General features: G+C 56.1%; 12 protein-coding genes. 7 read left to right on the forward strand and 5 right to left on the reverse strand.

Annotation, left to right across the window (positions count from 1 at the left end; genetic code table 11):
• Positions 1 to 9 precede the first annotated feature (9 nt).
• The 5 genes from QN359_RS13185 to QN359_RS13205 form a co-directional block, all read right to left on the reverse strand.
• On the reverse strand, positions 10 to 2,241 hold the full coding sequence (locus tag QN359_RS13185; RefSeq protein WP_322247362.1) for an adenylate/guanylate cyclase domain-containing protein: 2,232 nt from the start codon (positions 2,239 to 2,241) through the stop codon (positions 10 to 12).
• Between the two features lie 126 nt (positions 2,242 to 2,367).
• Positions 2,368 to 2,823, reverse strand: a complete 456-nt coding sequence (locus QN359_RS13190) for a cytochrome c-type biogenesis protein (protein WP_322247363.1) — start codon at positions 2,821 to 2,823, stop codon at positions 2,368 to 2,370.
• A 10-nt stretch (positions 2,824 to 2,833) separates the two neighbouring features.
• Complete coding sequence (locus QN359_RS13195) at positions 2,834 to 3,364, reverse strand: DsbE family thiol:disulfide interchange protein (RefSeq protein WP_322247364.1); 531 nt, start codon at positions 3,362 to 3,364, stop codon at positions 2,834 to 2,836.
• Positions 3,361 to 5,352, reverse strand: a complete 1,992-nt coding sequence (locus QN359_RS13200) for a heme lyase CcmF/NrfE family subunit (protein ID WP_322247365.1) — start codon at positions 5,350 to 5,352, stop codon at positions 3,361 to 3,363. Before QN359_RS13200 ends, QN359_RS13195 begins: the two co-directional genes overlap by 4 nt.
• A 57-nt stretch (positions 5,353 to 5,409) precedes the next feature.
• Positions 5,410 to 6,711, reverse strand: coding sequence for a hypothetical protein (locus QN359_RS13205; protein WP_322247366.1), 1,302 nt, complete (start codon positions 6,709 to 6,711; stop codon positions 5,410 to 5,412).
• A 126-nt stretch (positions 6,712 to 6,837) separates the two neighbouring features.
• Here QN359_RS13205 and QN359_RS13210 point away from each other — a divergent pair, with 126 nt between their 5' ends.
• The 7 genes from QN359_RS13210 to QN359_RS13240 are packed head-to-tail and all read left to right on the forward strand — an operon-like array spanning position 6,838 to position 20,745.
• Positions 6,838 to 7,656, forward strand: coding sequence for a hypothetical protein (locus QN359_RS13210; RefSeq protein ID WP_323493305.1), 819 nt, complete (start codon positions 6,838 to 6,840; stop codon positions 7,654 to 7,656).
• Positions 7,657 to 7,662: 6 nt separating this feature from the next.
• The gene (locus QN359_RS13215) at positions 7,663 to 9,153 is read left to right on the forward strand and encodes a cytochrome c3 family protein (protein ID WP_322247368.1); all 1,491 of its coding nucleotides are present in this window, start codon (positions 7,663 to 7,665) and stop codon (positions 9,151 to 9,153) included.
• Positions 9,150 to 11,141 carry a heme-binding protein gene (locus QN359_RS13220; RefSeq protein ID WP_322247369.1) on the forward strand — a complete coding sequence of 664 codons (1,992 nt, stop codon included), beginning with the start codon at positions 9,150 to 9,152 and terminating at the stop codon, positions 11,139 to 11,141. Before QN359_RS13215 ends, QN359_RS13220 begins: the two co-directional genes overlap by 4 nt.
• A gap of 29 nt (positions 11,142 to 11,170) precedes the next feature.
• A complete protein-coding gene (locus tag QN359_RS13225; protein WP_322247370.1) occupies positions 11,171 to 13,150 on the forward strand; it encodes an SH3 domain-containing protein in 1,980 nt (659 codons plus the stop codon).
• On the forward strand, positions 13,147 to 16,944 hold the full coding sequence (locus QN359_RS13230) for a hypothetical protein (RefSeq protein WP_322247371.1): 3,798 nt from the start codon (positions 13,147 to 13,149) through the stop codon (positions 16,942 to 16,944). Before QN359_RS13225 ends, QN359_RS13230 begins: the two co-directional genes overlap by 4 nt.
• Positions 16,941 to 18,308 (forward strand): multiheme c-type cytochrome, encoded by a 1,368-nt coding sequence (locus QN359_RS13235; protein ID WP_322247372.1) that lies wholly within the window; start codon positions 16,941 to 16,943, stop codon positions 18,306 to 18,308. Before QN359_RS13230 ends, QN359_RS13235 begins: the two co-directional genes overlap by 4 nt.
• Positions 18,301 to 20,745, forward strand: coding sequence for a cyclic nucleotide-binding domain-containing protein (locus tag QN359_RS13240; protein ID WP_322247373.1), 2,445 nt, complete (start codon positions 18,301 to 18,303; stop codon positions 20,743 to 20,745). The genes QN359_RS13235 and QN359_RS13240 overlap by 8 nt, the downstream gene beginning before the upstream one ends.
• Positions 20,746 to 20,762: the final 17 nt, after the last annotated feature.

Here is a 20,762-nt window from a genome sequence, read left to right on the forward strand (position 1 = left end):
GTTTCCTTGTTATTTACTGTCTGGCACAAACGCGCCATTCCAGTTGTCGGCGGGTGGGTGCAGGGTGAATTCGGCGCAGCGCGCGCGCATCAGGGTGCAGGCATGGTCGTTCGCTTGCAATTGTTGCGCTTGGGCGAATAAACTGTCGGCTGCTTCCCAGCGTTGCGCGAAGTATTCCAGCAGGGCGCTTTCATAGAGGGCGCGGAATTGCTGGGCCGGTTCGCCCAGTTCACCTTTCTTTGCCAGCAGTTCGTAGATATTGATGGCTTTACTCTTGCCCATCAAGATGACGCGATCGAGCCAACGGGCTTCGATGCCGCTGCCGGCTTCGCCAAAGGCGACTTCGCCGATCAAGATGCTGACTTGGTAGAATTTACCCAGCGATTCGAGGCGGCTGGCTTGATTGACGGTGTCGCCAATGACGGTGTAGTTGAGGCGCTTGGCGCTACCCATGTTACCAACTACGACGTCGCCGGTCTCGATGCCGATGCGGGCATGGAAGATCGGCAGGCCTTGGGCTTGCCAGTGCGGCCGTTGTGCGCGTAAGGCGGCTTGCACCGCCAGTGCGGCTTCGCAGGTGCGCAGCGCATGCTGCTCGACCGGCAGCGGCGCATTCCAGAATGCCATGATGGCGTCGCCGATGAATTTGTCGACGGTGCCGCGCATTTCTTCAATGACATTGCTTTGCAAGCTGACATATTCGCCCAAATGCGTGATCAGGGCTTCGGCACTCATTTGTTCGGCGATGCGGGTAAAGCCGACGATATCGGAAAAGAAAATCGTGATCCGTTCGCGCCGCCCACCCAGACTTGCTTCTTCGCCCGACTGCACCAGGGTGCGCACCAAATCGGCCGGCACGAATTTGCGGAAGGAGCGCAGGCCGGCCTTCATGCTTTCGAACGCCGTCGCCATTTCATGTAACTCGCGAAAGCGCGTATGGAGCGGCAATGAGCCGTCGACATGGAATTCGCGGATCGCCAGTGCTTCACGTGTCAGTATCGCCAAGGGTTGGGTGATGCCTTTGGAGAGGCGGATCGAGAGCAGGAAGACGATGAGCAAAGCGAGGCCCGATATGAGTATGCTCAGTACCAGGTTGCGCCGGATGTCGCCGATGAAATCATCTTCCGGTACGACGATGCCGATGTACCAGTCGAGCCCGAGTTCTTCCGGTATCGGTAGGAAATAGCCGATGTAGTTCAGACCGGCTGATTGAAATTTGGTAAACCGCGGACCGCTGACATCGAGTACGTGTTGGTGCTCGGAAGTTTCGCTGGCCAGCAGCTGATAGCTGAGTAAAGCGGCGGCATCTTTGCTCTGGTTGATGTTGGCCAGGCTGGTTTGGCCAGCCTCATTGGTGACGGTGACCTTGCTGTAATCGCTCAGCGCAATCATTTGACCGGTGGAGTTGATGATGAAGGCGCGGCCAGTTTTGCCGATTTGTAAGCTGCCGATGAATTTGGATAATTCGAGTAAGGTGATGTCGACGCCGACTACCCCTTGCAAGTCTGAGAACGCTTGCGCACCCAAGATCGGGCTTGAGGCGGTGATGCCGAGTTGGCCAGAAGCGAAATGCTTACCGGTTGAAGAAAACAGGTAGGCCGGGGTCCAAGTCGTCGATTTTTTCTTGACTGCAGCTTTAAACCACGGCCGCAGGCGCGGGTCGTAGACCGAACCCTTCAGTACTTCCGTTCTGCTTGGCTGACCGTCGATATCGCGGTAGCTGGCGCTGGTCTTGATGATGGGCGTGACTAAGGCGGCGATGGCGGCTTTGTCTTCCAGGCTGACTTTCGGCATGCTCAAGGCGGTCGCGACGATGCTGCGGGCGGCTTCGTCATCTCTGAGCCGGGTGGTCGATTGGGAGGCAATGCTGCCGTCTTTTTCACGGGTGTTGAGCAGGAAGTTGCCCTTGGTATCGGCGATATAGGTTTGCGTGACTTGCGGGTAGACGTTTAATTGCCCTATTGTTACGCGATTGAAATTTTTCAAATAATCGGATTGGCTGTTGTGCGGATCGAGTAAATCGGCATTGATACTGGCTAATTTGGCTGCCGGGGCCAAATGATTGAGGGTTTTTTCCAGTACCAAGCTGCCGACATTGCCGATGTAATCACGGCTGACTTTATCCATCGATGACAGCGAGAAAATGTAATTGACCAAGAAAATCAGTACCGCCGTGATCGTCACCAAGGCGGCAAAGAACACCGGAAGGGCTATTCGCAGTTGAAATTTGCGCTTCATCATGTGATCGAGCTTCCTGGTTGATACCGTGGCGAACCGATGGGCACACGGAGTTTCTTGGATTATTGCAATAATGCCAGAATTGTACTTGCTCTCCACCATCTGCAGAGCATGCTTGTTGTTTCAGCGTTACTTTGTGTGCTGTATATCTTGTTGGTAACGTTGCTCTATTTCTAAGGCGCGGCTGGCGCTGGGTGCGGCAGGGTCGGCAGGCAAGCCGGGTAGGGCTGCGCGGGCGGCATTTTTTTTAATGATACGCCAGGTCAAAATTATGCCAAGTAGCAACATTAGAAACGGCCCCAACCAGAGCATGGCGTTGGTGGCGTTGAAACTCGGTTGATACAGCACGAACTCACCGTAGCGTTCGACCATATATTGCTTTATAGCCACATCGCTTTTGCCGGCTTCGATCTGGCTGCTGATTTGATGGCGCAGGTCGATGGCAAGGCCGGAGTTGGAATCGGCGATGGTTTGGTTCTGACAGACCAGGCAACGTAATTCAGCCGCCAGGTGTTGCATGCGCTCGTAGTCGGCTTGCGCGCTGGCAGGCACCGATTTCAGCGTACCAGTGTCAAGGCGGGTCATAGGTTTTCCTTCATTGGGCGGCAGCGCTTTGCAGCGGTGCGATGTGGACGGCATAAAAATCATCATCGATAGGGCCGACGTGACGATAGCGGATGATCCCTTTGGCATCGATGACAAAAGTTTCAGGAACGCCATATACGCCGTAATCGATGGCGACGCTGCCATCGATATCGAGGGCGACTTGGCGGTAGGGGTTGCCATGCTCTTGTAACCATTGCCGCGTCGCATCTGGTTCATCTTTATACGCCAGACCAATCAGGGGCAGTTGGTGTTCAGCGGCCAGTTTCAGCAGCCGCGGGTGCTCGCTGATACAAGCCGAGCACCACGAGGCGAAGACATTCATGATCCAGACTTGGCCGCGCAAATCGGCCGTGGAAAATGCTGCCGCTGGCGCCAGGCTGGGACGGCTGAATGCTGGCGCGGCTTTACCCACCTGCACCGAGGGCAGGTGGCGCGGATCGAGTTGTAAACCACGGGCGAGCACGATGGAAAGCAAAACCAGCACTAACAACGGCAGGCCCAGACGTAAGGCGCGCATCATGCCGATGCCTCAGTATGTTGTGCTGCTGGCCGACGTCGGTAGCGGCGGTCAAACAGGGTCAGGATGCCGCCTAGTGCCATCAGTGCGCAGCCCCACCAGATCCAATTGATGCAGGGTTTCAGATAGACTCGTACACTCCAAGCTTGTTCTTGTGTCGTACTGGCTTCGCCCAGTGAGACATACACATCGCCGAAGAAACCGTAAGAAATCGCGGCTTGTGTGATGACTTGGCCAGCCCCATTGAACTGGCGTTTTTCCGGTTCGACCAGTTCGATCAGCTTGCCTTCGCCACGCGTGAGTTCGAATACGCCATGGGCAGCCAGGTAATTCGGGCCGGGAACTTGATCGACGCCAATGAAGCTCAAGCGCCATGGTCCTATGCTTTCAGTCTGACCCGGTTGCATCACCAGATCGCGTTCGATTTCATAGGTTTTGACCATGGTGACGCCGGCGACGAACAGGGCGATACCGCAGTGGGCCACGATCATGCCCCAGTACGACAGACTGAGCAAACGCATGCGGTCGAACAAGGCGCGCGAGGCACCGTTATCTTTGAGCTTGCGTAATTGCTGCAGCGGATGGGCCAGGGTGGCCAGCGCCAGCGTGATGGCGGCGACCAGACCGATTGCCATCAGCAGGCTGCCCTTGCCCATGCTCCAGATGACCGCGCCGGTCAGTGCGATGGCGACCAGCAGTGGCAGGCACATCGGTTTGATTGCTGCCAGCAACGGCATGGCTTTCCACTGGCTATGCGGTGCCAGCGCCATCAGCCAGACGGCCGGCAACAGCAAGGGGGCGAACACGGCATTGAAATACGGTGGACCGACCGACATTTTTTGTCCGCTCAGCACTTCGACGATCAAGGGATACAAGGTGCCAAGCAAGACCGCGGCGAGGGCGCAGACGAGTAATAAGTTATTCGCCAGCAGCATGGATTCGCGCGATACGGCAGCAAATTGGCCGCCCAGCCCGACTTGTCGGGTGCGCGCAGCATAGAGCATGAAGGAGCAGCCGATGATGACGATGAGTAAGCCGAGTATCAGTATGCCGCGGCGTGGGTCGGTAGCAAAGGCATGTACCGATGTCAGTACGCCCGAGCGTACCAAGAAGGTACCGAGCAGCGAGAGTGCGAAGGCAACCATCGCCAGCAGGATGGTCCAGCTTTTGAGGGCATTGCGTTTGTCACTGACGGCCAGTGAATGGATCAAGGCGGTGCCGGCTAACCATGGCAGTAAGGAGGCATTTTCTACCGGATCCCAAAACCACCAGCCGCCCCAGCCTAAGACTGAATAGGCCCACCAACTGCCGAGCAAAATGCCGATGGTCAAAAATGACCAAGCGGCATTGGCCCAGGGGCGTGACCAGCGCGCCCAAGTCGGATCGAGTCGGCCTTCGAGCAGGGCGGCGATGGCAAACGCGAAGCTGACGGCAAAGCCGACATAGCCCATGTAGAGCAGCGGCGGATGGCTGACCATGACCGGATCTTGCAGCAGTGGATTCAAATCATGCCCGGCCGCAGCGGCTGGCAGCAGGCGCAGAAAGGGATTGGAACTCGACAGTAAAAATCCCAGGAAGGTGACTTGCAAGAGCAAGAGTATCGCCAGCACGCGCACGCGAAAGCCGGCGGCCAGCGCTTGCGAGAACAGCGCGACGGCGCCAGTCCAGCCAGCCAACATGAGTATCCACAGCAGCATGGAGCCTTCATGCGAACCCCAGCTGGCGGCAATTTTGTATTGCAGCGGCAATAAAATATTTGAATTTTCAGCAACATTGCGCACCGAAAAGTCGCTGCTGACGAAGCTGGCGACGAGTGCGCCAAAGCTCGCTGCAATCAAGCCGAACACCAAGATGCTCGAGCCGGCCATAGCGCGCGATAAATACGCTTCATCTTGGCTGCGGCGACTGATGTGCCACAAACCGTAGCTGCCGGCCACGAGCGAGAGTGCGAGCGCGAGCGCGAGGGCGAATTGTCCCAGTTCAGGTATCATTTTTTAATTTCTATCGGAAAAAGTAGCGAATATACGTGCTCTGCATCAGAGTACGCTTCACGGCAGCACGGTAGCGATGCGCAACAGCACATCTTGCTTACCGACAGCAACGTCATCGAGGGCAACAAACCAATCGCCAGCTTGCTTGCCCGGTGTGCCGCTCATCGAGATGCGCGCTTCCAAGCGGACTTTTTGCATGCTCGAGAGCTTCTTGGCTGGATTCATTGCCTGACTGTCGTCGAGCTGGAACGACAGGGAGTTACTTTCCAGTAATTTGCTGGCGGGAAAGCGTCGCGCCGCCAGTGGCATGGCCGTGCCGTCCGGCGCTTTGGCGATGATGAACAAGGTGGCGCTGGCCGGCAGCCCGGCGCTGCGCCAGCGCTGTTGCAATTCCTTGCTCACGCTGACTTGTCCGGCGAGGCTGGTGGTCGCTGCCGCAGGTGCCGGCGCTGCCGCAGCTGCTGCAGTTGCAGCAGTAGTAGCTGCACGGCGCACCGGTAAATCGGCCAAAATCGCATCGATTTGGGCGATGTCGGGGGCACCGGCTGGGAAGCTGGCACGCAGACGGCGCCAGTAGTCGGCCGCCAGCTCGATATCATTGTTTTGCATGGCCGCAGTAGCTGCCAGCGACAAGGCTTTGGCATGGACCGGATCATTTTGCAGCGCTTGTTGTATCAGTTGCAGTGGTCGTCCAGCCAGTATTTTGTTATTGCTCATCGCTAATACGTCGGCCAGGTCGGCCAGGATGTCGGGATGCCCCGGTGCCAACAGCAAGGCTTGATCGAGTGCTTGCGCTGCGCCGCTGAAATTGCGCTGCAAGGCGCGCGAGCGCGACAGCAATACCCAGCCTTCGAGATTATCCGGTGCGGTTTGTAATTTTTTCTCTAACTGCGCAATCCGCTGCTCGATCGGGTCGCTGCTGCCCGGATGTTTGGCGCTGTCTGGCATGCTCGCTTCGTTTGATACGGTCGACACGCTGGCCTCGGTAACGGCGTCGGCCCCCGGCGATTGCCAGACGCGGCTATCCCACTGTGTCGTCAAAGCATAGATAGCGAGCGCCAACACCGCCACGGCGGCGCTCAGTTGCCAACGCTGATCGGGGCCATCTACCGCCGCAACGGGGCCGCGTGCCAGTACCTGATCGGCTAATTGCGTCCATTCTTGCCGCAGCAGTGTTTGAGTGTTGACTGGTTGCAACACTTCTTCTTCAATTTCCAAACGCTTGGCGAGCATCAATTTCCATTCCGGCGAGCCCGATGCCGCGTTGCGCAAGAGGGAAATGGGCTTTTTCCAGATCAGACACAGCAGTCCAACGATCAAAGTCAGCAGGAGTGTTGCAAGAAAGAAAAAAATGATCATGAAGTGTCGGGTTTTTTGGATGTAATTGACGTAGAGCAAAGTATAATTTGCTATTTTCTTATTCATACGGCAAATAAAACTGCCCTCGCGCCGCAAAACAGACGCTAACTTAGAGCACTTTCAACTATGACGCAAGACAATATTTTATCCTTTGGGAAATTAAAATATTTGAAATTAGCTTTGGCTTTGATGGCGCTTTGCATCATCTTGTACGCCTTTGATAATCCACCGCTCAAACCCAATGGCGGCACGCCGCTCGGCTACGGACTCGGAACCGTGGCGGCCTTGCTGATCTTGTGGTTACTCGCTTTCGGCATGCGCAAGCGCGCCTACCATTCCACCCTCGGTACGCTGCGCGGCTGGTTGTCGGCGCATGTCTACTTGGGCTTGGCCTTGACCGTGGTGGCAACTTTGCATACCGGTTTTGAATTCGCTTGGAATATTCATACGCTGGCCTATGCCTTGACGATTGCTGTCATTCTCAGCGGCTTCTGGGGTGTGGTGCTGTATCTGCGGCAACCGGCGATGATGGGGAATTTGCTGAACGGCCAAACTTTGCAGCAATACGGGCAGAGCTTGCGCGATCTTGACGATGAATGCCGTCAACTGGCTGGCACCACGACGCCAGAGATCCAGGCTTGCTTGGCAGAATCGGCGCGGGCGCATATTTTTGATGCTTATTGGCAAAGATTTACCGGGCGCAATCGTCACTGTGCGACCCAGCAAACGTTGACGGCACTCGAGCAAAATCGCGCCGAGCGCACGCCGCTGTTGCAAGAAATTTACACTTTGCAATTTCGACGCTTGCAGCAGCTCAATCGTATTCGCGCCTATGTACGCCTGAAAAGTTGGACGGAAGTCTGGCTCATCGTTCATGTACCGCTATCGTTCGCCCTGTTGGCCTGCTTGATTGCCCATATCGTTGCCGTTTTCTTTTACTGGTAGGTCAAGATGCACAGTACCCCTGACGATGCGATTTCTGCGGAAATATCGCGGCTGCAAAAACCGCTGGCCGGGCGCCGCTGGCTTTCCTGGGTTTTGTTTCTGGCACTGATCAGTGCCTGCTTACTGGCACCGATTGCCGCCGGTATCTGGCCCGATCAATTTGCGGCTATGCATGCCGGTCAGTATTTCAAGCCGCCTGCGAGCGCGGCCGAGATTAGTGCTGCTAAGCATGCTACCGCACCGCCGCCACGCGCCGCCGCCCCCACTTATATGCAACTCGATGCCAGTTGGAATCCTGGTCATGTATCGAGTTCTCATCAGCCTTGGGCCAATGATTGTAAAGTTTGTCATGCTCAGCCTTTCGTGCGGGTGCAAGATAAAGAGTGCTTGAGCTGTCATAAAAACACCGGCGACCATGTCCCTCAGCATACCGCCAATGTTGCTGAGCTGCATGAGGTACGCTGTGCCACTTGCCATCGTGATCATCAAGGTGAATTTGGCTTGGCGCAGCAAAATAAACGTTACACGGCAGTTGCTTGCAGTAGTTGCCATGCCAATATTAAAGCCAGTTTTGCGGCTACGAAAACCGAGAACGTCAGCGATTTTGCCACCGGCCATCCGGCTTTCCGTATTCAAACGGCGGATGCCGCCGGCATCTTGGTGCGGCAACGTCAGGACCATCCCTTATCGGAAAGCACGACGCTGAAATTCCCGCATGACGTGCATGTGGCCAAGGCTGGGGTAGCCAGCCCGGACGGTAAAGTAGTGCTGGGCTGTGTGGCTTGCCATAAGCCCAATGCCGATGGGGTGGGGTTTGTCCCGGTGACTATGAAAAAAGATTGCCAGAGCTGTCATGCGCTGAAGTTTGAGCCAGCCGTGTCGCAGCGCGAAGTGCCGCACGGCTCGGTATCGCAAGTGTTGTCGACTTTGCGTGAATTTTATAGTTATGTCAGCGTCAATCGGGTCGCACTCGACCGTCGGCCAGACCTGGTAGCACCATTTCAGATCCGGCCCGGTGGCACGCATACCCAAACCGTGGCCAGTTTTATCGATGCCCCTGGTGATGCACGTAGCCGAGCAGTGGCGGCGGCGACCGATTTGTTTGAAAAAACCTCCTGCGTGGTGTGTCATCAAGTGAGTCGTGTCAATACGCCAGGTCAAGCCGGTACACCGGGGCAAGATATGCCACAGTGGAAAATTGCCCCATTGGCAGCAGCCCATAGTTGGATGCCGAAAGCCGCGTTTGATCACAGTAAACATGCTACGGCGCAATGTGCAGATTGCCATAAGGCTGCCAGTTCAAGCAAAGCCGATCAGGTGTTGATGCCGAGCATCAGCGATTGCCGTACCTGCCATGCCGGCAACACGCCGGTACCGAATAAAGTGCGCTCCGATTGTGGCTTATGCCATGGTTTCCACTTGCCGGCCGCGAGTGCCGCTTCGATATTGAGCAAGACACATGTGCCAGCACTTGCGGCGGAAAAGATAGTCCCATGATGAATCACTCGAGTTTCTTCCAGCCGCGCGCCCGCTTGGCCATGGCCTTGACTTTGCTGGCCGCTCTGTGTGCTTGCGGTGGCGGCGGCGGCAGTGCCGGCAGCAGTGCCGCCGTCAGCAGCGGATGTCAATTCACGATCTCATCAGTGCCGCAAGCTTTGACGGCGGCCGAGGTCGAAACCATCATCGCTCAGGCCGTGCAAGCGGCCGTCAGTATTCATGCCAAAGCCACGGTCGCGGTAGTCGACCGCTCTGGGAATGTGCTGGCGGTATTTAAAATGACGGGCGCTGCCGATACCATCAGCATCGGTTCGCGCCTTGGTGTGCCAGCGCAAGGCTTGGAAGCGCTCAATGGCATCGTGCCATCGGAGTTGGCGGCCATCGCCAAGTCACTGACTGGTGCGTATCTGTCGTCTTCCGGCAATGCTTTCAGCACCCGCACGGCCAGCTACATTATTCAAAACCATTTCGCTCCGGAAATTTTACAAACTGCCGGTGGCCCCTTATTCGGTGTGCAGTTCAGTCAATTGCCATGTGGTGATTTTGTTACGCGCGGCATTGTCGACAGTGTTGGCCCCAAGCGTTCTCCGCTAGGCTTATCGGCCGATCCCGGTGGTTTCCCCTTGTATAAGAATGGCCGCGTGGTTGGTGGTATCGGTGTCATGGCCGATGCGGTCTATGGGCTCGATAAAACGCCGTCCGCTGGCAATACCGATATCGATGAACGTATCGCCCAGTCGGCTGGCAAAGGTTTCGAAGCGCCAAGTTGCATTCGTGCCGAGCGTATCACTGCCGGTGGTTTGGCCTTGCCATATACGAATGCCGATGCGGCATTGATCGCGGTCAGCGCGCTCAGTTTGCGCGATGTCAGCGTAGCCGGTGCCGGGCAGTTGTCGGCGGTGGCGACATATTATGATGCCACGTCGATTCGGGCCGGTCAGGCTTTTGGTACGGCGGCTTCGGGCTTTGTGGCGGATGCCTCGGTGTTTCAGACGCAGAACGGCTATGTGCTCAGCGATAGCAGTGGCGCGCCACGCTATGCGCCCAGCGCTTCGCAAACGCCAGTAGCCATCGATCAAGGCGGCAGCGGCTTGAGTGCGGCCGAGGTAACAGCCTTGTTGCAGCAAGCACTAGGTGTGGCGAATCAAGCGCGTGCGCAGATTCGCAGTCCGCAGGGATCGGCGGCGCAAGTCAGCGTGTCGGTGGTCGATCTCAACGGCAAGCTGCTCGGGCTGACTCGCACGCCTGATGCGCCGGTATTCGGTACCGATGTGTCGCTGCAAAAAGCACGCACGGCCGTGTTCTTTTCCTCGACGCAAAGCGCCGCCGCGCTGAACGCACAGCCAGCCTTGGCCTATCTGGGCGGGACGGGATTTGCAAACGGTGCGCCATTCAGCTTAGCCAGCAAATATGTAGCTGGGGCGCAAACGTTTTTCAATCAGTCGTATGCTTTCGCTGATGGTACGGCTTTTTCAGCGCGCGCCATCGGTAATATTGCACGACCAAACTTTCCGGATGGCATTGATGCCAATAGCAATGGTCCTTTGGCCCCAGCTTTGTCGCAGTGGAGCGTGTTCAATGATGGTTTGCAGCTTGATTTGATCTACAGCAGCTTGATCGAAGCCATCACGCAACCAGGTACGGCGAATAATAATTGTAGCGCCAGTGGCAGTCCGGCCAATACCGGCATCGCCGCATTGAAAAACGGTATACAGATTTTCCCGGGCGGCTTTCCTATTTACCGTGGCAATACCTTGATCGCTGCCATCGGTGTCTCTGGTGATGGTGTCGATCAAGATGACATGATTGCTTTCCTTGGGGTGGCGCGTGCCGCTGCCGCGTTGCACAGTGGTTTCGGCCATGCGCCGGCCGCCATGCGCATCGACAGTGTGGCCTTGCCGCTGTCGGGTTTGCGTCTGCGTTATGCGCAATGTCCGCAGGCACCGTTCAATGCTAGTAGTGAGCAAAACGTCTGCGATGGCTTGTGATGCATAAACCGCTGCTTCTTAGAATGATGATGGCAGCACTGTTTTACAGTGCTGAAGTGGCGGCGCAAGAGACGCAGCCGGCATTTACGCAATTGCAAGTGCAAGCCGCTACGGTATTGGTTCGCGGCGCGCCAGCGCGCAGCGCCGAGGCGATGGCGGAAGTCGCGCGGGGGAATTTGCTCAATGTGTTGGAGCAACGCGGCGACTGGTATCGGGTGGCCTTGCCTAGCCAACTCAGCGGTTGGATACAAAATGTGCCGGCCGAGTATGGTCAGATGGCCTTGTTCATCTTTCCCGCCGCGCAAGCGGCCCGCTTCCTTGATGACACTGCCGCGGGCGGCGTCGATAGTGTGCGTCCCGGGCATGTGCCTATGCTGCTGACACTGCCGCCGATAGACAGTGCCCAAGTCGCGCCACCGCAAGCCGACTTGCCGCGTGAAACACAGGCCGTAGCGGATCGCTGGCGCTTGATGCAGGCGCTGGGCTATAAATTTCCGCTCTACGATCCGTATAATCAAAACCCGCTCAAGGGGGATATGCCTGTCCTCAAGAGTCTCGGGAATGAACTGTTCTTTGAGTTAGGCGTGGTCTCTGAGACTAACTTTGAAGCACGCCGCTTGCCCACGCCAGTGGCGGCACAGGTGGCGATACGAGCGGGGGCCAATGATATCTTCGGTGCTGGGCAGCAAACTGCTTTGGCGCAAAACCTGACCCTGAGTTTCGCTTTGATCAAGGGCGATACCACCTTCCGCCCACCGGATTTTGAATTCCGCTTCGTGCCTGTATTCAATTTTAATCATGCTTCTGTGCGAGAAGCTGGGGCGCTGAATATCGACCCGGGCAAAGGGACGACGCGCAACGACCAGTTTGCCGCTGTGCAGGAATTATTCGCCGATTTCCATTTGCGTAATGTCTCCGAACGCTTTGACTTCGATAGTATGCGCATCGGCATACAGCCATTCAATGCCGATTTCCGTGGTTTTCTATTTCAGGATGCACCGTTCGGGATACGTGTTTTCGGCAACCGTCACAATAATGAATTTCAATACAATCTGGCTTGGTTCCGCCGTATAGAAAAAGATAGCAACAGCGGTCTCAATGATCTCGGCAAGGGTTTGCGTCACGATGATGTGTTTGTCGCCAATCTGTACCGGCAGGATTGGCCTATGCTTGGCTTTACTTCGCAGTTCAGCGTGATTCATAATCGCAACCGTGAAACCGAATTTGCTTACGACAGCAATGGTTTTCTGGTGCGCCCGGCCGCGGTCGGCGATGTGCGCCCGCATAAGTACCAAGTTACTTATCTTGGTTATAACGGCGACGGCCACTTCGGTCGCTGGAATCTGACTGCTTCGGCCTATGCCGCCCTCGGCACCGATGAACATAATCCTATCGCGCAAAAGGCGCAGCAAATCCGTGCCGGCTTTTTTGCCGCTGAATTGTCGCGCGATATAGACTGGCTGCGCGTGCGCGGCAATGTTTTGCTGGCCACTGGCGATAAAGATCCGAACGATAACAAGGCGACCGGCTTCGATGCCATTTTGGAAAATCCCAAATTCGCCGGTGCCGACAGTACTTTCTTCGTGCGCCAAGCCTTGCCCTTGATCGGTGGGGGTGGGGTGGCGCTTGCTGGTCGCAATAGCCTCTTGCCTTCACTGCGTTCTTCGGCCGATGAAGGGCAATCGAATTTCGTCAATCCTGGTTTGGCCATGGTCGGCCTCGGTATCGATGCCGATGTCTTGCCGCAATTGCGACTGTTCAGTAATGTGTCATATCTGCGTTTCATGGAAACCAGTGTGCTCTCGCTGTTACGCAATCAAGCCATGCCTTCGGCTGTGATCGGCACCGACCTCTCGGTCGGCTTCCACTGGCGCCCTTACTTTACCCAAAACCTGATCGTCAATGGCTCGGCTTCCGTGCTGCAACCGGGGGCCGGCTTGCGCGCCCTGTATGGCGATGGGCATGGTAGTTTTTATTCCGTGGCTTTAAACATGGTACTGACATTTTGAAAATCCTTCGCCTGCTCCGCCTTTCCTTGTTCGCGTTGTGCTGCCTGCTGTTGGGCGGCGTGCCCTTGCTCTGGTCCGCACCGGCTGCTGCGTCGGACGGTGCCAAACTGGTCGAACGCGATTATCACATCGCCCCAGCCGCGCCGAAAGCACAAACTGCTGCCCAAGCCGAAGCCAAATCGGCCGGCTGCATGAGTTGCCATAGCGCGACCGACCGTCATACCATGCATGCCAATCCGGCGGTGGTGCTCGGGTGTACCGATTGCCATGGTGGTAATGCGAGTATCACGCACACTGGCGCGACCAAGACGCCACAGTATTGGAAGGCTTTGGATGCGGCGCATATCATGCCGCGCGATGAAAAATTCTGGAATTATCCATCTTCGGCTAATCCGCAGCATTCGTTTGCGCGTCTCAATAAAGAACATCCGGCCTATATCCGCTTCATCAATCCCGGTGATTTACGCGTTGCGCGTGAAGCCTGTGGTAGTTGTCATTTACCTGTGATCCAGGCGCAAGAACGCAGTTTGATGGCAAGCTCGGCCATGCTCTGGGGCGGGGCCAGTTACAACAATGGGATTTTGCCGTACAAACGTTATGTACTCGGTGAATCGTATACCCATGACAGCCAACCCGGTACGGTGATCAATCCTGTGCGCGTCGATAACGAACAGTTTGTGTACAAGGGCATACTCGACCGCCTCTATCCTTTGCCCGCCTGGGAAACTATCCCGCCGGCCGACGTGTTTCGCGTGTTTGAACGGGGCGGTCGGGTAATTTCGAGTCAGTTTCCAGAAATCGGTTTGCCCAATGTTTCCGGTACCTTGCAAAAACTCGATGAACCGGGTCGTCCTGATATCCATCAATCGAATCGTGGCCCCGGCACCGGCAGTCGGATTGCCGTTCCGGCGATCAATATCACCAAGACCCGTTTGAACGATCCGCATCTGTGGTTCCTCGGCACCAATGACCAGCCTGGCGATTATCGTTCTTCCGGTTGCACCGCCTGTCATACCATTTACGCCAATGACCGCGACCCCAAACATTCCGGGCCATATGCCAAGTTCGGTAACAATGGCACGAGCGCGAGCATCGATCCGACCATCCCTAAAAACGAACCCGGTCACCCCTTGAGCCATGCCTTCACGCGCGCGATTCCCTCGTCGCAATGCATGGTTTGCCATATGCATCAACCGAATGTCTTCGTCAATTCTTTCTATGGCTACACCATGTGGGATTACGAATCGGATGCCCCGCATATGTGGCCGGAGAAGCAGAAGTACCCGACCGATGCGGAATTGCGCAGCAGTTTAGACCGTAACCCGGAAGAAGCGGCCGCGCGCGGCAAGTGGAATGAGCCCGAGTTCTTGAAAAATGTTTCTGAACTCAATAGCAAGCTCAAAGACACCCAGTTTGCCGATTACCATGGTCATGGCTGGAATTTCCGTGCCGTGTTCAAACGTAATCGTAAAGGAGCATTGCTTGATGCCAAAGGCAAGATCGTCTCCGATGATGATCCGGATAAATTCAAGAAAACCGTGCATTTGTCCTCGATACACATGGACCTCGGCATGCATTGCGTCGACTGTCATTTTGCCCAAGACATGCATGGCAATGGCCATATTTACGGAGAAGCGGCGGCGGCGATTGAAATCGATTGTGCCGATTGTCATGGTACGGCCAAGAAATATCCGACCTTGCATACCAGCGGCCCGGCGGCGCAACCGGGTGGCCTCGATCTGACCCTGCTCAAGACGCAAGATGGCCGACGTCGCTTTGAATGGCGCGAAGGAAAACTGTATCAACGCGCCGCGCTCGATCCCGATAAAGAGTGGGAAGTCAGCCTGGTGCGCGACAGCGTTAATCCCGAGCATCCTAAATACAATGCCAAGGCGGCACGTGCCAAGTTGATGGCGGCCGGGCCAGAAGGTCGCGCCGGGCAGTGGGGCCCGGGCGTGGCGAAATTCGCCCATGATGATGACAAGATGACTTGTTTCACTTGTCATCTGTCTTGGACTACCAGTTGTGCCGGTTGCCATTTGCCGATTCAAGCCAACTGGAAAACCGAACGCAATCATTACGAAGGCGGCGAAACGCGTAATTACGCTTCGTATAATCCGCAGGTAGTGCGCGATGACATGTTCCAGCTCGGTATCAGTGGACCTGTGAAAGGCAGCAAGGTCACGCCGGTACGTTCGAGCTCGGCCTTGGTGCTGTCGTCGACCAATATCAACCGCGAAAAAATCTACATACAGCAGCCACCGATCGCTGCCAGCGGCTTTTCTTCGCAAGCCTTCGCACCGCATTACCCGCATACGGAACGCAAGGAAGAAACCAAGACTTGCAGCGATTGCCACGTATCACAAGACAACGATAACAATGCCATCATGGCGCAATTGTTGTTGCAAGGCACGAACTTCGTTAATTTCATCGGCTATAACGCTTGGTTGGGCGAAAGCCGTCACATCGAAGCGACCACGGTGACCGAATGGGACGAGCCGCAAGCGGTGATCGGCAGTTATTTGCAGCGCTATGCCTATCCCGATTGGTTCCGTCGCCATCAGGAACATCTTGGTGAGCTGACGGAATCGCACGATCATGGCACTGATGACGCGGTCAATTGCTTGCAATTGCGCGGCGAATACATGTTCGTGGCCGAAGGCAAGGGCGGTTTCCGTGTTTATGACACCGCCAACATCGTCAATAAAGGCGTGTCGCAACGCATCGTCACCGCGCCGTTTTCGGCGCTCGGGCAAGGCACCCACATTGCTTCGAAAAACGCCACCTGCATGGCCTTGCCGACCAATCAGCCTATCGCACCGACGCGTAACAGCGGCGATTTGATGCGTGTGACCAATCAGGAACAAGCTTTCCATCCTATCTATCACTATGTCTTCATTACCGATGCCGAAGAGGGCTTGATACTGAGCAATGTTGATACCTTGGCCGACGGCGAGCCGCGCAATAATTTTCTCACCCGCGCGCTGACCTGGAATCCGCGTGGCTTGTTGACCGGTGCGCGCCATATCACGCTCGGCGGGCACTACGCCTACATCACCACGCCGGCCGGCTTGGTGATTGTCGACCTCAATGATCCGCTCAAGCCACGCCATGTGGCGACAGTGCCGCTCGATGATGCGCGCGCCTCGGCTTTGCAATTCCGCTACCTGTACGTGACCGATAAAACCGGCTTGCGGGTGATTGATGTGACGCAGCCGAGCAAACCGGTGTTACAGGCGAACAGTGTGCCCTTGCAGAATGGCCGAAAACTGTATCTGGCCCGCACCTATGCCTATGTCGCTGCCGGGGCGCAAGGTCTGGCCATCATCGATATCGAAAAAGCCGACCAGCCGACCCTGTACCAACTGTTTACCGCCGACGGCAAGCTCAATGATGCGCGTGACGTCGTGGTCGGCAGTACCAATGCCTCGCTGTTTGCTTATGTAGCCGATGGCAAGAATGGTTTGAAAGTCTTGCAATTGACTTCACCTGATAGCCAACCGCGTTTTTATGGCTTTTCACCGGAACCGAAACCGCAATTGATCGCTTGGCGTCGCACTGCCTCGGCGGCCTTGTCGCTGTCGAAAGGTTTGGATCGTGACCGCGCCGTCGATGAAACCGGCAACCAAATTGCCGTGTTCGGACGCATAGGTGCGCGTCCTTTCCTGGCCAAAGAAATGGAAAAACTGTATATGCAGCCTGACGGCCAGATTTGGAAAGTCACCGATACGATACGGATGCAAGACTTTGTCTCTGGAAAGCCTGCCATAACCATGCCGAAAGGAAGCAAGTGAGAGCGTCTATTTCCCTTTCAATGATCGTGCGCATACTCTGCGTGCTGGCGCTGGCAAGCGGTGTTGGCGCTGCCAGCGCCGCTAACGATGCCGTCTTGCCGAATGTGGCCACCGCACAGACGGTCGGCAGCGTCAATTGCGCCAGCAGTACTTGCCATGGCTCGGTCACGCCTTGGCAGGACAGCAATGTCTTGCAGAATGAGTACACCACCTGGGTGCGGCTGGATAAACATGCCAAAGCCTATAACGTTTTGCTTAGCGACAAGTCGCGCAAGATTGCCAGCAGCCTCGGTCTCAAAGAACCGGCGCAGCAAGCCAAAATCTGCCTCGATTGCCATGCCCACAATCCGGCCCCGAAACTGCAAGGCGAACGCCATCGAGTCTCGGAAGGCGTGGCTTGCGAAGCTTGTCATGGCCCAGCCGAAAAATGGATCGCCTCCCATACCGTGGCCGGCACCACCCATGCCGAGAATGTGAAAAATGGCCTGTACCCGACCGATCGTCCGGTCGAACAAGCCAAGCTGTGTTTGTCTTGCCATTTCGGTGATGAAAACCGCTTCGTCACGCACCGCATCATGGGTGCTGGTCACCCGCGCATTTCCTTCGAACTCGAAACCTTCGCCACCATCGCTCCGGCGCATTACAAAATTGATGCCGACTGGCATCAGCGTAAAGGCGAATACGACAGTAACCGGATTTGGGCCATCGGTCAGGCACTCGCGGCCAAACAATTACTCGATACCTTGGTCGATCCGAAACGCGGTCGCGACGGTTTGTTCCCGGAATTGGTTTTGTTTGATTGCCATTCCTGTCATCACCCTATGAGTGAAAAGAAAGCCTCGCCGCGCTTGGGCGTCGGTCCTGGGCGCATGCATTTGAATGACAGCAATTTGTTGATGTTGCGTGCCATCATTGCTGCCGTCGACAAGCCCGGTTCGGCCGCTTTCAATGAGGAAGTCGCGCAATTGCATCGTTCCATCGCCGGTAACAGCAATGCCGATCCGCTGGCGCTGGCGAAACAACTCTCGTCGCACATCGGCCGCTACCTGAATGTTTTAGAGCAAAAGCAATTCGATCCAGCGCTGTTGCGCGAAGTCTTGCGCGCCTTGGTCGCCCAAGCCGCCGCCGGCAGTTATGCCGATTACGCCGGTGCCGAGCAAGCCTATATGTCGATTTCGAGTTTGACCGCTTCGCTGTCGAAACAAGGCGCGCTGACTGGTGTGGCCGACATCAACCGCCGCTTGGCGGCGCTGCGTAAAACCCTGATCAATGAAGAGCGTTATCAGCCCGAGCTGTTCAGTGCCGAACTGAGCGGCTTACGTGGCCTCATTCCTACTCCGGCCAAGCAGGCCAACCATGACTGAACCACTTATGCCCGCACAAGACACGCCCATCTACGATCTGATCATCGTCGGTTCCGGCCCGGCCGGTTTGTCGGCGGCAGCGCGCGCCAGTGCGCTCGGCAGCGCGCATTTGCTGCTCGAAGCCGATACCAAGCACGCTTCCGATACCATCTTCAAGTATCAAAAAGGCAAGCATATCATGGCCGAGCCGGGGATCTTGCCCTTGCGCAGCGACATGAGTTTTAGCGTCGGAAAACGTGAGCAATTGCTCTCGACTTGGGATGCCGAACTGCTCAAATTACAGGTTAATATCGCCTACGGCAAGCGCGTCAATGCCATCGATCGCGATGCCAGTACCCAATTGTTTACCGTGCGCAGCGAAGATGGCAGTACTTATCTGAGCAAGAGCGTCGTGCTCGGCATTGGTTTGCAAGGCAATATACGCAAGACCGGCACACCGGGCGAAGACCATGCGCGCGTGCAGTACACCCTGGCCGACCCCGACGAATTTGTCGGTGAAACCATCATCGTCATCGGTGCCGGTGACGCCGGTATAGAAAACGCGCTGGCGCTGGCCAATCAGAATAAAGTTTATCTGATGAACCGCGGCGATGAATTCGTCTTTTGTAAAGATGGTAATCGCAGCCTGATTTTAGCGGCAGAAAAAAGCGGCAAAATCACTATCTGTTACAGCGCCAATACCGTGCGCATCGAAGACAGTCAAGGCAGTGCGCCGCTGAACTTTGTGTTCAATGGCAAAGAGGGGGAGACCAGCATCCCTTGTCATCGCGTCATCGCGCGCCTCGGTGCCACGCCGCCACGCAAGTTGATCGAAAGTTTCGGCATCGTTTTTCCTAACGCTAACCCCACCTCGGTGCCGGTTTTATCGGAAAGCTATGAATCGAATGTGCCGGGTCTGTACATCGTCGGTGCACTCGGTGGTTATCCGCTGATCAAGCAAGCCATGAACCAAGGCTACGAAGTGGTGCACACCATTCTCGGTCAGCCGGTCGAACCGGTCGACGAGCCGCTGTTGCGCGCCAAATTCAAAGCCTGGAAACCGGCTGCCAGCGTTTCGCTGGTGATCGACAGCATCATGCAGAATGTGCCCTTGTTCAAAGGCATGTCGAAGTTACAGTTGCGTGAATTTTTGCTCGAATCGAATTTACTCACGCCCACCGCCGGCAGCGTCGTGTTCAAGAAATTTGATTACACCAATACCTTTTATTCTGTGGTCGAAGGCTCGGTGGACGTCGAGGTGGTCGGTGCCGATGGCAAGCCGAAAACCATTACGCTGGAACAAGGCAAGTATTTCGGTGAAATGGGTTTGATTTCCGGCCGCCGTCGCAGCGCTACCGTGCGCGCCGGTCAAGCCTGTGTGTTGCTGGAAACACCGCGCCGCTCCATGCTCAAACTCATTTCCGCCGTCGACGATGTACGTGCGCAAATGGACGAAGTCTTCGTGCGCCACGCGATTGCCAATTACATCGGCCCGATGTTGACGCCGGAATCGATCGATGCCCTCATTGCCGGCAGTGTGCAGATGCGGCGCTACAATACCAATGAAGTCTTGTTTCGCGATGGCGACAGTGCCGACGGCCTGTATCTGATACGGCGCGGCTCGGTCACCGTGTCGAAATTGAGCGAAGGCAAGGAACGCATCCTGTCTTATGTGTCGGCCGGCAACTACGTCGGTGAAATGGCCTTGCTCAGCGATGCGCCCCGTTCCGCCACCGTTACCGCCACCGTCATGACGGAAGCCCTGATACTCAATGGCGAATCATTCAAGCAGCAGTTGGCCGCCAACCCCGCCTTGCGCGTGGCGATAGAAGCAAAAACCTTGCAGCGCACCCAGAACAATGTGATGCTCGAGCAAAGCACCGGGCGCGAGAGTGATTTGATGCGCTTCTTGCTAGGTCAAGGCGTCGGTGAAGCGTCTGATGTTTTGCTCATCGATGAGTCGCTGTGCATACAATGTAATAATTGTGAAACCGCCTGCGCCGAAACCCATCAGGGTACCTCACGTCTCAAGCGCGAACTCGGCCCCAGTTTTGCCAACATCCATTTGCCGACCGCGTGCCGCCATTGCGAACATCCGCACTGCATGAAAGATTGTCCGCCCGATGCCATCAGCCGCTCGCAGCAGGGGGAAGTCTTCATCAGTGACGCCTGTATCGGCTGCGGTAATTGCGAACGCAATTGCCCATATGGCGTGATCCAAATGGCGGTGCAAAAGCCGCCGAAAGCCGGCGGTGGTTTATTGTGGACTTTGTTTGGTCTTGGTGCCGCACCGGGTCAACGTCAAGCTGATTATGATCCGAATGCCTTGAAAAAAGCCGTCAAGTGCGATCTGTGCAAGGATTTGTCGGGCGGGGCTTCCTGCGTGCGCGCTTGTCCTACCGGTGCCGCGATCCGTATTTCACCCGAGCACTACTTTAAAAACAATAGCCTGCGCTGAGCCGCGCGCAGGCAGTG

The organism is Undibacterium sp. 5I2 (genome assembly GCF_035019605.1).
Classification (GTDB): Bacteria; Pseudomonadota; Gammaproteobacteria; order Burkholderiales; family Burkholderiaceae_D; genus Undibacterium.

What these genes read in the sequence shown, in the direction of transcription:
- QN359_RS13185 (WP_322247362.1), bottom strand. Translation starts at nt 2,241, where the DNA reads ATGATGAAGCGCAAATTTCAACTGCGAATAGCCCTTCCGGTGTTCTTT.
- QN359_RS13190 (WP_322247363.1), bottom strand. Translation starts at nt 2,823, where the DNA reads ATGACCCGCCTTGACACTGGTACGCTGAAATCGGTGCCTGCCAGCGCG.
- QN359_RS13195 (WP_322247364.1), bottom strand. Translation starts at nt 3,364, where the DNA reads ATGATGCGCGCCTTACGTCTGGGCCTGCCGTTGTTAGTGCTGGTTTTG.
- QN359_RS13200 (WP_322247365.1), bottom strand. Translation starts at nt 5,352, where the DNA reads ATGATACCTGAACTGGGACAATTCGCCCTCGCGCTCGCGCTCGCACTC.
- QN359_RS13205 (WP_322247366.1), bottom strand. Translation starts at nt 6,711, where the DNA reads ATGATCATTTTTTTCTTTCTTGCAACACTCCTGCTGACTTTGATCGTT.
- QN359_RS13210 (WP_323493305.1), top strand. Translation starts at nt 6,838, where the DNA reads ATGACGCAAGACAATATTTTATCCTTTGGGAAATTAAAATATTTGAAA.
- QN359_RS13215 (WP_322247368.1), top strand. Translation starts at nt 7,663, where the DNA reads ATGCACAGTACCCCTGACGATGCGATTTCTGCGGAAATATCGCGGCTG.
- QN359_RS13220 (WP_322247369.1), top strand. Translation starts at nt 9,150, where the DNA reads ATGATGAATCACTCGAGTTTCTTCCAGCCGCGCGCCCGCTTGGCCATG.
- QN359_RS13225 (WP_322247370.1), top strand. Translation starts at nt 11,171, where the DNA reads ATGGCAGCACTGTTTTACAGTGCTGAAGTGGCGGCGCAAGAGACGCAG.
- QN359_RS13240 (WP_322247373.1), top strand. Translation starts at nt 18,301, where the DNA reads ATGACTGAACCACTTATGCCCGCACAAGACACGCCCATCTACGATCTG.